The following is a 12,657-nucleotide window of genomic DNA, read 5'->3' as shown; positions in this document are numbered from 1 at the left end:
TGGTCTATTTATGTTTGTCGTCGCTTACAAAACAAGAAAAATAGTGTATAATGAATAGGTTAGAATATTGAAAATAAGAATAATAACTTCTATTAAAAATAAAACGAAAGGAAGATTATGAGAAAAGAAATTGAACCTGAATTGTTTAATTACAATAAGTTTCCTGGGCCACAATTTGTGTCATTTGACAATATTGTTAAATCGGATGATATTGAATTTACCATGTTAGAAAACTTTAAAAATGCTTTTGACACAACCAGTTTTAGTCAACGCTTTTCAGAATTAATGTTAAAATATGATTATATTGTTGGCGACTGGGCCAGTGAACAACTGCGTTTAAAAGGGTTTTATAAAGATGATAAAAAGACGGCTAATGCTTTGAAAATTAGTCGACTAGAGGATTATATAAAAGAATACTGTAGCTTTGGTTGTGCTTATTTTGTGTTAGAAAACAAAGCGCCAAAAGAAATGCCTAAGGAAGAATTTAAAGGACGTTCTAGAAAACGTAGACCAAGACGTAAAAAAACATCAAATCAAAATACTAAAGCTTCTCAAACAGATAATAATCAAAAAGAATTGTCCAAAAATCAAAATTTCCAGCTTAAGAAAGCCAAACGTAAAAAACAGATTAAAAATCCTCAAAAAGAGACTTCGCAAAAAAGTGGCGAAAAAGATTTTATTATTAGGAAAAAAGGAAATAACAAATGAAACCTTCTATATATGGGCTCACTCGTGAAGAAGTGATTAAGTGGGCATTAGATAACGGTGAAAAAAAGTTTCGTGCCGAACAAATATGGGATTGGTTGTATCGTAAACGTATTCAACAATTTGACGAAATGACAAATGTTTCCAAATCAACGATTGATAAGTTAAAGGAGCAGTTTTGTCTTAATCCTCTGGCTCAAAAAATTGTTCAAGAATCTGCTGACGGTACTGTCAAGTACTTGTTTGAATTACCTGATGGGATGTTGATTGAGACGGTGTTGATGAGGCAACATTATGGTTTATCTGTTTGTGTAACAACGCAAGTCGGTTGTAATATTGGCTGTACGTTTTGTGCTAGTGGTCTCATTAAAAAACAAAGAGATTTAACAAGTGGTGAAATAACCGCCCAAATTATGTTGGTTCAAAAATACTTTGATGACAGAAACCTAGGTGAGCGCGTGAGTCATGTCGTGGTGATGGGGATTGGTGAACCGTTTGATAACTACAAAAATGTCCTTGCGTTTTTAAGAACAATCAATGATGATAATGGTCTCGCTATTGGTGCACGTCATATCACTGTTTCTACGTCAGGGTTAGCACACAAAATAAAAGAGTTCGCTAATGAAGGGATTCAAGTTAACCTAGCTGTTTCTCTTCATGCCCCTAATAATGACTTAAGAACTAGCATTATGAAGATTAATCGTGCTTTTCCGATTGAAAAATTATTTGATGCTATTCATTACTACATTCAAACGACCAATCGTCGAGTGACATTTGAATACATCATGCTAAATGAAGTCAATGATAGTGTCAAAGAAGCGACTGAATTAAGCCAGTTATTAAAAGACATTAAAAAGTTGTCCTATGTCAATCTAATTCCATATAATCCTGTGTCAGAGCACGATCAATACAGTAGAAGTCCTAAAAATCGAGTATCTGCTTTTTACGATGTGCTAAAAAAACATGGGATTAATTGTGTGGTCAGACAAGAACATGGTACCGATATTGATGCGGCTTGTGGTCAATTAAGATCAAAAACAATGAAAAAAGAGATGACAGTAAAATAACAAGCTAAACGAGTAGATTTTATTGTTGATGTCAAATTGAACAAAAAAAGAGGAAGGATTTAACTCATTTGAAAAGAATCGTTGATCGACAGTTTCATTTAAAACCCAACTATCGTTTTCTGATGTTCTTTTTGGTAGGACTTTATGCTTTCTTAATTGCCCTACTTTGTTTTACGCCTCAGATTGATATTTCAGGGTTTGAGACACCCGGGATAGAACATTATGGTCGTGTTGTAGTTCTTTTAACACCTTTTAACTCAGTGATTAATGCCAGTCAAGCGGCAAACAGTTGGGAATTGCTCTGGATTATTTTTCAAAATCTCACTAATGTTTTGCTACTTTACCCATTTGTTTTAGGTATTTTGTTCTTGTTTCCAAGAATAAGCACAGTTAAAAAAGTTATCTTGATTAGTTTTTTCATAAGCTTGGGGATTGAGTCAACTCAAGTAATTTTAGACCTTCTAATTGATGCAAATCGCGTTTTTGAAATTGATGATTTATGGACCAATACACTCGGTGGTTTACTAGCTTTATTGACTTATAAATGGATGAAACATCAGCATCAACGTCATAAAAAACCTCTGTTTTAAAACAGAGGTTTTTTATGATGACATATTTCCTTTCAATGAGAATCTAAGAAGGATGGCTTATGCACTATCAATTTGATAACAACTATTTGAACTATTTTAAATGGCGTAAAAAGGGTGAGTAGGTGAGATAAATTATTTGTTTTACTTGACAAAATAATTCGGGCTATTTTTTTGAACTTATATTTTAAGAGTGCTATAATTAAATTGATGAAAACGTTTTCTAATTTTTTGCTACTTTAAGATTTAAGAAAGGAGTGAAAAAGTGAAACAATATGACATTTTAATTATAGGTGCGGGGCCAGGTGGTTATGTAGCAGCGGAAGAAGCAGCTAAAAATGGAAAAAAGGTAGCCGTTATTGAGCGCTCTAAAATTGGCGGTACCTGTTTAAATGTAGGCTGTATTCCGTCCAAAGCCTATTTACAACACAGTCACTGGCTTCAAACGTTTAAGGAAGCCAAACAATTTGGCATTGATTCAGAAATAAGGAGGATTGATTTTTCAAAATTAGTTGATCGTAAAAATCAGGTGGTATCAACTTTACAGGCAGGAATTCATTCAACCTTCAAAGGATTAAACATTGATTTTATTGAAGGAGAAGCTGAGTTTGTTAAAGACAAACAATTTAAAGTCAATAATCAGCTGTTTTCAGGGAAAAACGTTATCTTAGCAACGGGTAGCCACCCATTTGTTCCACCAATCGATGGCATTGATAAGGTTCCCTATTTGACGACAGATACCTTTTTTGATGTCAAAGAATTGCCTCAAAAATTAGTAATCATTGGTGGTGGTGTTATTGCTATTGAGTTAGCCTTTGCCATGGCACCATTAGGAGTCGATGTAACGGTTGTTGAAGTAGCTCCTCAGATTTTACTGACAGAGGATGAGGCTGCTCGCAAGATAATAAAAAAAGAATTAACATCCAACTTGGGTGTTAAGATTTTTGAGCATGCCAAAATTCAAGCAATCACGAATGATAAAGTCGTTTTAGACTCTAAAGAAATTGATTACAGTCACTTACTAGTTGCGACTGGACGTAAGCCCAACCTTGATTTGGCTCAAGCAATGGGCTTGGAGTTGACAAGTCGGAAATTTGTAAAAGTGGATGATTATTATGAAACCTCTCAGGCAGGAGTTTACGCCATTGGAGATCTCATTGATTCGTATATGTTAGCGCATGTTGCTAGTAAAGAAGGGATTAAAGCTGTAAAAGCCATTCTAAGAAATGCTGAGGAAGTACTTGATCAAACCTCTGTTCCTAGAGCGTTATATACAAATCCTGAAGTGGCCTCTTTTGGTTTATCAGAAGCCGAGGCCAAAGAAGCTGGTTATGATCTAATCGTTAAGGAACTTCCTTTTTCATATAATGGTCGAGCAATTGCTTCAAATGAAACAAAGGGATTCGTTAAACTGATTTCAGAGAAAAAATACCATCTCATTTTAGGGGCTATTATTGTTGGGCCTCATAGCACGGATCTATTGCAGAGTCTCATTCTTTTGAAAGATGCTGAAGCGACCTACGACCAAGTCGTTGAATCTATCTTTGCCCACCCTACAGTATCAGAACTTATTCAAGAAGTCTCAAAAAATGTCGTTACCCAATAAATCTAGAGCATTAGTGAAGGAGGATTTATGATGTCACATTATCAAGACTTACCACAAGAGTTGATGGCGTCAAAACGTCAACTAAATACCTTTGAAACTTTTGATGTTACCGTTAAAACTATTGAGGATTTACAAGCAGGAGATATCCCAAAAGAAAAAGTGAAATCCATTTACAAGTTAATGTGGGATATCCGCAATTTTGAAGAGAGTGCCCGTCGCTTCTTTGCGGCGGGTGACATTCCAGGATTTGTTCATTTATACGCTGGTGAGGAAGCTATTGCTACTGGTGTTTGTGCTAATCTAACAGATGCAGATTATATCACTTCAACACATAGAGGTCATGGTCATTGTGTTGCAAAAGGTGGAGACCTTAAAGGAATGATGGCGGAGATTTTTGGTAAATCTACCGGTCTCGGTAAAGGTAAAGGTGGCTCCATGCATATTGCTGACTTAGATAAGGGAATTCTGGGAGCTAACGGAATGGTTGGTGGCGGTTTTGGATTAGCTATCGGAGCTGCCATGCGCAATAAATATTTAAAAACTGATAGTGTAGCAGTCTGTTTCTTTGGAGATGGTGCTGCCAATGAAGGAAACTTCCATGAATGTTTGAATATGGCCTCTATTTGGAAACTTCCTGTTATCTTTGTTAATGAAAACAATCTATTTGCCGAATCGACACCTCAATGGTATTCATCCGGTTCGCCAACAATTGCTGAAAGAGCGTTAGCATATAATATGCCTGGTGTCCGCGTCAATGGTAAAGATTTATTTGCAGTTTATGAAGTTGCTAAAGATGCTATTGAACGCGCTCGCAGTGGTCAAGGGCCAACTTTAATTGAAGCAGTAACTTATCGTAATTACGGACACTTTGAGGGAGATGAGCAGAAATACAAAGCTCCAGAAGGGATTGAAAAAGATTGGGCTGATGTCGATGCTTTAGAAGTTTTCAAGGATTATGTTTTGAAAGAAGGCATACTCACAGAAGAAGAGCTATTAGAAATTAAGAAAGACTCTGAAGACGACATAGAAGCAGCAATTGCATTTGCCCAAGAAAGTCCAATTCCTAAACCAGAAGCCTTATTAGAAGACGTCTTTGCAGAATAATATGAAGGAGGATTTACAATGTCTAGACAAGTATTATTTATGAAGGCTATTAATGAAGCACTTGATCAAGCAATGGCAAAAGATGACACTGTGGTTCTACTTGGTGAAGATATAGCTGGTGGAGTCACGGTAAATCACCTTGAAGATGAAAATCAAGAGGCATGGGGAGGTGTTATGGGCGTCACTAAAGGATTGATGCCTAAATATGGTCGTGATCGTGTCATTGATACCCCAATTTCAGAACATGGTTATATGTCCGCCTCTGTAGGGATGGCCTTAACTGGTTTACGACCAGTCCCTGAATTAATGTTTAATGACTTTATCGGTTTTTGTTTTGATGCTTTATTAGGGCAAGGGTCGAAAATGCGCTATATGTTTGGCGGAAAGGCAAAAGTTCCGATGACTGTTAGAACCATGCATGGTGCTGGAGCATCTGCAGCCGCTCAACACTCAGGTTCATACTATGGTCTTTTTGGTGCCATTCCTGGAATCAAAGTAGTTGTTCCAGCAACACCTTATGACGCTAAGGGCTTATTATTATCAGCGATTGAAGATGATAATATTGTTATTTTCTCAGAAGATAAAACCTTATATGGTATGAAAGGTGATGTGCCAGAGGACTATTATACTGTTCCAATTGGAAAAGCTGAAGTAAAAAGAGAAGGGAAGGACTTAACAATTGTCACCATTGGTAAAATGTTATATGTTGCTTTCGAAGTAGCTGACAAGCTTGAGAAAGATGGTATTTCAGTTGAAGTTATTGATCTTCGAACAGTTGCACCATGGGACAAGGAAACTATCATTGAATCTGTTAAGAAAACTGGTCGATTGATTGTGGTTGATGAAGCTAACCCTCATAACAACACTGCAACTGATATTGCTTCTGTTGTTACGGATGAAGCATTTGATTATTTGGATGGACCAATTAAATGTGTCTGTGCTCCTAATGTACCCGTTCCATTTGCCTCAAATCTTGAACAAATGTATATTCCTGATGCTCAAAAAGTATTAAATAGTGCTTCTGAACTCATTGAAGATTTGAAAGCATAGAAGGGAGGTACATTATGGCTAAAGAAGTAGTAATGCCCAAACTTGGACTAACCATGACAGAAGGTGTTATTAACAATTGGTTGGTAAAAGAAGGAGATGCTGTTTCAACTGGACAACCCATCTTAGAAATTAGTTCAGAAAAATTAACCAGTGATGTTGAAAGTCCTGCATCTGGAACGGTCTTAAAAATTCTTTATGAAGCAGGAGATACTGTAAAATGTAAAGAACCAATAGCTTTCATTGGACAAGAAGGAGAAGAACTTCCTTTGCAAGAGGGACAAGACCAGAAAGCTGAGCCTGAAAAGCAGTCAGCTGATAAGGAATCAACTTCAACCACTGAAGTCAAAAAAATAGCAACTAAAGGTTCAGGATCAGATCGGATTTTCATTACCCCTTTGGCAAGAAAAATTGCTAAAGAAAAAGGCTATAACATTGAAGAAATCCCTGGAACCGGAGGAAATGGTCGTATCACAAGAAGGGATGTTGAAAACTTTAAACCAAGCACAGACTCTGTCTTACAAACACAAGTTCAAAATAATCAAGTTTATGGAACTGGTCTTGAAGGTATGCGTAAGACAATTGCAACAAGAATGATGTCTAGTTTGCAAAATGCAGCGCAACTAACCCTACATAGGAAAGCAGACATCACATCATTACTTGATTTTAGAACAGAAATTAAAGGACGTGTCAAAATGCCATTGGAAAATGGTGAACTTGGCATAACAACTTTACTCACTAAGGCAGTTACCAAAGCATTGAGAAATCATCCAAATATCAATGTTTGGTATTCAAATGGTCAATTAATCACCAATGAAGAAATTCATATCGGTATGGCTACCTCACTTGATGATGGACTTGTTGTACCTGTCATTAAAAATGCTGATAAAATGACATTATCAGAATTAGGTCAGTCTATTAAAGAATTATCAACTCAGGCGCGTAAAGGCACACTTCCTTCAAACCTTTATTCTGGTTCAACATTTTCAATTACCAACTTAGGAGCTGCAGGTGTTGAATATTTCACTCCAATACTTAATTCACCTGAAGTTGCAATCCTTGGAGTTGGCCAAACCCAAAAACAACTGGATTTAGATTCAAATGATCAACTGGTGAAAAAATCTTATCTTCCACTCAGTCTAACATTTGACCATCAGATTATAGATGGGGCACCTGCTGCAGAGTTTTTGGGAAGTGTTGTTGATTATTTAGAAGATCCTTACCAATTGTTATTTTAATTAAAAGTAGCGATAGGGCAAATGATTAATACTACAGCGCTAATCGAATGAGACGCAATAAAAACACTTCTGATGACATCAAGTAAGATTGAATCAGGAGTGTTTTACTATGTTTTAAAAAGCTTATTCACTAGATACGAAATGAGTCTGTGTTGACTGGCAACTTTATCTTAACGAGTGTATCTTTATCTCTCCAAAACAGGAGAAAATCCAATAAAAATGGATGACCACTATGATCAAAAAAGACATCACATTTTATAAGAAAACTAGTCTTTAATGTCATTTAAAACCATATCTTTTTTAATTTAGAAAAATGGCTTATAAGGGGATCATTTTTCTTTCAACTAACTGGTAATTGGGTGAAGTGGCAACAGAAGTTTATAAAATACCTTTTGTGTTTTAAAGGATAAGGCAATAAGCCAAGGTCAAAAAGGGAATGAAGGGAACAGGTCTTTTATTGTTTTGCCCTAGTAAAATGATTAGTATTCCCATGAGACTTGCCAGTTGAATGAGCCAAGAGAGTTGCCAAATAGTAATAGTTAGACTGATTGTACTAAGGTAAAACAAATCACCACTTCCTATTTTAATCTCTCGAAATTCTGCTAAAAGAGCCAGTAAAAATAAAGTGATCGCAGTCAGTGTTATAGGATAAAAAAGGATTGTACTCAAAGTAAATATCACCCAAATAATGACAGGATATTCTTGGTAAAAAATATCATAAAGACTGAGTAATAAACTGATGCCTATTATCCAAATGAGTGGTGTAGTATTTGTGATAATCTCCCATTTAACTATTATTAATAAAGCAATCATCATAACTAATAGTAGGGAGGTAACTATCTTTGGTCTTGAAAGATAGACTTTTTGTTTGCTTAAGCCATTCTTAAAGGCTTGACAGAAGAAATATAATCGTTTTATGAAAAAGGTCATAATTCTTTATTCGAAAATAGTTTCTAAAACAATCAAAACAGTTGCTTTTTAATCAGAAAAGCGTTACAATAAAAATGTAAATAATAATAATTCTAAATAAGGAGAGAAATATGAGTACAATTAGTGTTGAAAAAATTTATGCATCAGTCGTTCATAACATTACAAAAAAGGAAGAAACAGAAAGCAATTCTAAAACAAAAGCGGTCTTAAATCAAACTGTTGCTGATCTTTCTAAGGCGGCTTCAATCGTTCACCAAATCCACTGGTATATGAGAGGAAGAGGATTCTTCCATCTTCATCCAAAAATGGATGAGTTAATGGATGGTTTAAATGAACATCTTGATGAAATTAGTGAACGTTTAATTACTATCGGAGGAGCACCTTATTCTACTCTTAAAGAATTTGATGAGCACTCTAAACTAGAAGAAGTACCTGGTTCTTTTGATAAAACTATTGAAGATCACTTAAATCGTTTGGTAGAAGTTTATAGCTATTTAGCTAACCTTTACCAAGTAGGTCTAGATGTGACGGATGAAGAAGGCGATGATCCTTCAAATGATTTATTTGTAGCAGCTCAAACTGATGCAGAAAAAACATTATGGATGCTTCAAGCAGAGCTTGGCAATAAACCAGGAATTAGATAATGATAACCAAAAAGCCTAGGAAAATTTTTCTAGGTTTTTTTATTGCCAACAATTACTCTTTTATAGAAACCGATTGCATTATATCTTGAAAAAAGGGGCTCTTTTTGGTAAAATCAGTGTATGAAAACACTTTATGATGTGCAGCAGTTACTAAAGCATTTTGGCATTTTTGTCTATCTCGGCAAGCGTCTTTATGATATTGAAATGATGAAAATTGAGTTAGAACGACTCTATGATAATGGCTTGATTGAAAAAGATGATTATCTGATTGCTGAATTGATTTTAAGGCGAGAGCACAGGATAGAAGAGGAAAAAGAAAATGGCAAATAAGCTACTAGGAATTGATTTAGGTGGAACCACCATCAAATTTGGTATTCTAACACTAGAAGGTGACCTTCAAGAAAAGTGGGCAATTGAAACCAATATTTTAGAAGATGGCAAACATATTGTTCCTGATATTGTTGCGTCTATTAAACATCGTTTAGATCTTTATGGTCTGACAAAGGATGATTTCGTTGGTATTGGTATGGGTTCTCCTGGAGCAGTTGATCGTCAGTTAAAAACGGTGACAGGTGCCTACAATCTCAATTGGGCCAAAACACAAGAAGTTGGCTCAGTCATTGAAAGAGAAATTGGCATTCCTTTTGCCATTGATAATGATGCTAATGTTGCAGCCTTAGGGGAACGCTGGGTTGGTGCTGGCAATAATCATTCTGATGTTGTCTTTATGACTCTTGGAACTGGTGTGGGTGGTGGAATCATCACTGACGGCAAACTTGTTCATGGTGTTGCTGGTGCCGGTGGTGAAATTGGCCATATGATTGTTGAACCTACCAATGGTTTTCTTTGTACTTGTGGTAGTCATGGCTGTCTTGAAACAGTTGCTTCAGCAACAGGTGTGGTCCGTGTAGCACGTCAATTAGCAGAAGCCTATGAAGGAGATTCAAAGATTAAGTTAGCGCTTGATAATGGTGAAGAAGTAACAAGTAAGGCTATTTTTGTTGCTGCCGAATCTGGTGATAGTTTTGCTAACAGTATTGTGGAAAAAGTAGGTTTTTATCTCGGTCTTGCTACAGCCAATATTAGTAATATTTTAAACCCTGATAGTATTGTGATTGGTGGAGGGGTATCTGCAGCTGGAGAATTTTTACGTGCTCGTATTGAAAAATATTTTAAAACATTTACCTTCCCACAAGTTAGACAATCAACCAAAATTAAAATAGCGGAGTTGGGAAATGATGCAGGCATTATTGGTGCAGCCAGCTTAGCGAGTCAGTTAATGGAAGAATAAAGGAGAGTTATGACAAACAATATTGTGACAATTATACTTTGGATTGGTGTGATTGGTTTTATCGGATGGACGATTTGGAACTACTTTAGAATTAGAAAAGCCTCTAAATTTATCGAAAATGAAGAATTTGCAGCCTTGATGAGAACAGGACAATTAATTGATATCAGAGAACCATCAGTCTTTAAACGTGAGCATATTATGGGAGCTAGAAATTTTCCAATTGGTCAATTTAAAACTTCTTTGTCCGCTTTGAGAAAAGATAAACCTGTTTTACTATATGACAGTAATCGTAGTAAAGGGGTTGGTCGAGCAGTTGTAGAGCTCAAAAAAGCAGGTTTTCAAGAGATTTATGTCTTGAAATTTGGTTATGATTACTGGGATGGCAAAAAGAAAAAAGGGTAATCATGCTTAATCATTACTAAAAGCAAGGGGCTAAGAGCTTCTTGTTTTTCCAATTTTTCAGTCTAAATCAGCATTAAAAAGTAGTTTTATTGTTTCTGAAAACATTTACAACCACCTTATCACTGTTATTTGAGTAAATTTATGATATAATTCATGAGTTGAATTTAAAAGATATAGAGGATTATATGACCAAATTAAGAGAAGACATTCGTAACATTGCTATTATCGCCCATGTTGACCATGGGAAAACCACACTTGTTGACGAATTATTAAAACAATCAAAAACCTTAGATGCTAGAACAACACTAGATGAACGCGCGATGGATTCAAATGATATTGAAAAAGAGCGTGGGATTACTATTTTAGCTAAAAACACAGCCGTTTTATATAACGATACACGTATTAATATCATGGATACCCCAGGGCATGCTGACTTTGGTGGAGAAGTGGAACGTATTATGAAGATGGTTGATGGTGTTGTTTTAGTTGTTGATGCCTATGAAGGAACCATGCCACAAACACGCTTTGTTTTGAAAAAAGCTTTGGAGCAAGATTTAATTCCTATCGTTGTTGTCAATAAAATTGATAAACCATCAGCACGTCCAGCAGAAGTTGTTGATGAGGTATTAGAGCTATTTATCGAACTTGGAGCTGATAATGAACAACTTGATTTCCCTGTTGTTTATGCTTCAGCTATTAATGGAACATCTTCTTTATCAGATGATCCTAGTGCCCAAGAAAAAACAATGGCCCCTGTATTTGATACCATTATCGAACACATTCCAGCTCCTATTGATAATTCAGATGAGCCCCTTCAATTTCAAGTATCATTATTAGATTATAATGATTTTGTTGGTCGTATTGGGATTGGTCGTGTCTTTAGAGGAACAGTAAAAGTCGGTGACCAAGTAACCCTCTCAAAATTAGATGGCACTACAAAAAACTTTAGAGTAACAAAACTATTTGGTTTCTTTGGCCTAGAGCGTCGTGAGATTAAAGAGGCAAAAGCTGGAGATTTGATTGCTGTTTCAGGAATGGAAGATATTTTCGTTGGTGAAACAGTGACACCAACAGATGCTGTTGAGCCACTACCTATTCTTCATATTGACGAGCCAACGCTTCAAATGACGTTCTTAGTTAATAATTCTCCTTTTGCAGGACGTGAAGGGAAATTTGTTACTTCTCGTAAGGTGGAAGAGCGTTTATTAGCAGAATTACAAACCGATGTCTCTCTTCGTGTTGACCCAACTGACTCCCCAGATAAATGGACCGTGTCAGGTCGTGGTGAATTACATTTGTCTATCTTAATTGAAACCATGAGACGTGAAGGCTATGAACTTCAAGTCTCACGTCCAGAAGTAATCATCAAAGAAGTTGATGGTGTTAAGATGGAACCGTTTGAGCGCGTGCAAATTGACACGCCAGAAGAGTACCAAGGATCAGTTATTCAATCCTTATCAGAACGAAAAGGTGAGATGATTGATATGCAATCTACCGGCAATGGTCAAACACGTTTGATTTTCATGGTGCCCGCTAGAGGATTGATTGGTTACACAACAGAATTTCTATCAATGACTCGTGGCTATGGTATCATGAACCATACCTTCGACAGTTACATGCCGTTTGTGCGAGCTGAAATTGGAGGTCGTCATCGCGGTGCCCTTGTGTCTATTGATGCGGGTAAAGCAACAACCTACTCCATCATGTCTATTGAAGAACGTGGTACCATTTTTGTCAATCCAGGAACAGAAGTTTATGAAGGGATGATTATCGGAGAGAACTCTCGTGATAATGACTTGACAGTCAACATTACCAAGGCAAAACAAATGACAAACGTTCGTTCTGCCACTAAAGATCAGACTTCAGTGATCAAAACACCACGTATTTTAACCCTTGAAGAATCACTAGAATTTTTAAATGATGATGAATATATGGAAGTCACACCTGAATCTATTCGTCTTCGTAAGCAAATTCTTGATAAGAATCTTCGTGCCAAAGCATCTAAAAAGAAGAAAAATTCAGAATCAGAAGAATAA

The 12,657-nt window shown here is 36.2% G+C and carries 13 protein-coding genes; 12 read left to right on the top strand and 1 reads right to left on the bottom strand.

The features are described 5' to 3' along the window. The first annotated feature begins 117 nt into the window (after nt 1-117). From JHK62_RS03445 to JHK62_RS03415, 7 genes are all read left to right on the top strand, one after another. On the top strand, nt 118-708 hold the full coding sequence (locus JHK62_RS03445) for a YutD family protein (protein WP_199575300.1): 591 nt from the start codon (nt 118-120) through the stop codon (nt 706-708). Continuing rightward, nucleotides 705-1,772, top strand: coding sequence for a dual-specificity RNA methyltransferase RlmN (gene rlmN, locus JHK62_RS03440; RefSeq protein ID WP_199575299.1), 1,068 nt, complete (start codon nt 705-707; stop codon nt 1,770-1,772). The genes JHK62_RS03445 and rlmN overlap by 4 nt, the downstream gene beginning before the upstream one ends. Nucleotides 1,773-1,894: 122 nt before the next feature. Continuing rightward, nucleotides 1,895-2,362 carry a VanZ family protein gene (locus tag JHK62_RS03435; RefSeq protein WP_199575453.1) on the top strand — a complete coding sequence of 156 codons (468 nt, stop codon included), beginning with the start codon at nt 1,895-1,897 and terminating at the stop codon, nt 2,360-2,362. Nucleotides 2,363-2,624: 262 nt separating this feature from the next. Then, complete coding sequence (gene lpdA, locus JHK62_RS03430) at nt 2,625-3,965, top strand: dihydrolipoyl dehydrogenase (protein WP_199575298.1); 1,341 nt, start codon at nt 2,625-2,627, stop codon at nt 3,963-3,965. 180 nt (nt 3,966-4,145) lie between these two features. Continuing rightward, the gene (locus JHK62_RS03425) at nt 4,146-5,069 is read left to right on the top strand and encodes a thiamine pyrophosphate-dependent dehydrogenase E1 component subunit alpha (protein WP_425507445.1); all 924 of its coding nucleotides are present in this window, start codon (nt 4,146-4,148) and stop codon (nt 5,067-5,069) included. Between the two features lie 18 nt (nt 5,070-5,087). Then, entirely contained in the window at nt 5,088-6,119 is a 1,032-nt protein-coding gene (locus tag JHK62_RS03420) for an alpha-ketoacid dehydrogenase subunit beta (RefSeq protein WP_199575297.1), read from the top strand. Nucleotides 6,120-6,133: 14 nt separating this feature from the next. Beyond that, nucleotides 6,134-7,354, top strand: a complete 1,221-nt coding sequence (locus JHK62_RS03415) for a dihydrolipoamide acetyltransferase family protein (protein WP_199575296.1) — start codon at nt 6,134-6,136, stop codon at nt 7,352-7,354. A gap of 399 nt (nt 7,355-7,753) precedes the next feature. Here the strand turns inward: JHK62_RS03415 and JHK62_RS03410 are convergent, their stop codons facing one another. Next, nucleotides 7,754-8,023 carry a prepilin peptidase gene (locus tag JHK62_RS03410; RefSeq protein WP_199575295.1) on the bottom strand — a complete coding sequence of 90 codons (270 nt, stop codon included), beginning with the start codon at nt 8,021-8,023 and terminating at the stop codon, nt 7,754-7,756. A gap of 371 nt (nt 8,024-8,394) precedes the next feature. On the opposite strand from JHK62_RS03410, the gene JHK62_RS03405 reads away from it, so the two are divergent. The 5 genes from JHK62_RS03405 to typA all read left to right on the top strand — a co-directional run bounded on the left by JHK62_RS03405 (nt 8,395) and on the right by typA (nt 12,657). Further along, nucleotides 8,395-8,928: a Dps family protein gene (locus JHK62_RS03405; RefSeq protein WP_199575294.1), complete on the top strand. Its 534-nt coding sequence runs from the start codon at nt 8,395-8,397 to the stop codon at nt 8,926-8,928. A gap of 120 nt (nt 8,929-9,048) precedes the next feature. Beyond that, a complete protein-coding gene (locus JHK62_RS03400) occupies nt 9,049-9,258 on the top strand; it encodes a YqgQ family protein (protein WP_199575293.1) in 210 nt (69 codons plus the stop codon). Next, on the top strand, nt 9,248-10,219 hold the full coding sequence (locus JHK62_RS03395; RefSeq protein ID WP_199575292.1) for an ROK family glucokinase: 972 nt from the start codon (nt 9,248-9,250) through the stop codon (nt 10,217-10,219). The genes JHK62_RS03400 and JHK62_RS03395 overlap by 11 nt, the downstream gene beginning before the upstream one ends. A 9-nt stretch (nt 10,220-10,228) precedes the next feature. Further along, entirely contained in the window at nt 10,229-10,621 is a 393-nt protein-coding gene (locus tag JHK62_RS03390; RefSeq protein WP_199575291.1) for a rhodanese-like domain-containing protein, read from the top strand. 185 nt (nt 10,622-10,806) lie between these two features. After that, nucleotides 10,807-12,657, top strand: a complete 1,851-nt coding sequence (gene typA, locus JHK62_RS03385) for a translational GTPase TypA (RefSeq protein WP_199575290.1) — start codon at nt 10,807-10,809, stop codon at nt 12,655-12,657.

Source organism: Streptococcus pacificus (assembly GCF_016481305.1).
GTDB classification, from domain to species: domain Bacteria; phylum Bacillota; class Bacilli; order Lactobacillales; family Streptococcaceae; genus Streptococcus; species Streptococcus pacificus.
This window is presented reverse-complemented; position numbering and strand designations above follow the sequence as displayed.

Excerpts from the sequence above, each read along its gene's own strand:
- JHK62_RS03445 (WP_199575300.1), top strand. The coding sequence starts at position 118 with ATGAGAAAAGAAATTGAACCTGAATTGTTTAATTACAATAAGTTTCCT.
- rlmN (WP_199575299.1), top strand. The coding sequence starts at position 705 with ATGAAACCTTCTATATATGGGCTCACTCGTGAAGAAGTGATTAAGTGG.
- JHK62_RS03435 (WP_199575453.1), top strand. The coding sequence starts at position 1,895 with ATGTTCTTTTTGGTAGGACTTTATGCTTTCTTAATTGCCCTACTTTGT.
- JHK62_RS03425 (WP_425507445.1), top strand. The coding sequence starts at position 4,146 with ATGTGGGATATCCGCAATTTTGAAGAGAGTGCCCGTCGCTTCTTTGCG.
- JHK62_RS03420 (WP_199575297.1), top strand. The coding sequence starts at position 5,088 with ATGTCTAGACAAGTATTATTTATGAAGGCTATTAATGAAGCACTTGAT.
- JHK62_RS03415 (WP_199575296.1), top strand. The coding sequence starts at position 6,134 with ATGGCTAAAGAAGTAGTAATGCCCAAACTTGGACTAACCATGACAGAA.
- JHK62_RS03405 (WP_199575294.1), top strand. The coding sequence starts at position 8,395 with ATGAGTACAATTAGTGTTGAAAAAATTTATGCATCAGTCGTTCATAAC.
- JHK62_RS03400 (WP_199575293.1), top strand. The coding sequence starts at position 9,049 with ATGAAAACACTTTATGATGTGCAGCAGTTACTAAAGCATTTTGGCATT.
- JHK62_RS03395 (WP_199575292.1), top strand. The coding sequence starts at position 9,248 with ATGGCAAATAAGCTACTAGGAATTGATTTAGGTGGAACCACCATCAAA.
- JHK62_RS03390 (WP_199575291.1), top strand. The coding sequence starts at position 10,229 with ATGACAAACAATATTGTGACAATTATACTTTGGATTGGTGTGATTGGT.
- typA (WP_199575290.1), top strand. The coding sequence starts at position 10,807 with ATGACCAAATTAAGAGAAGACATTCGTAACATTGCTATTATCGCCCAT.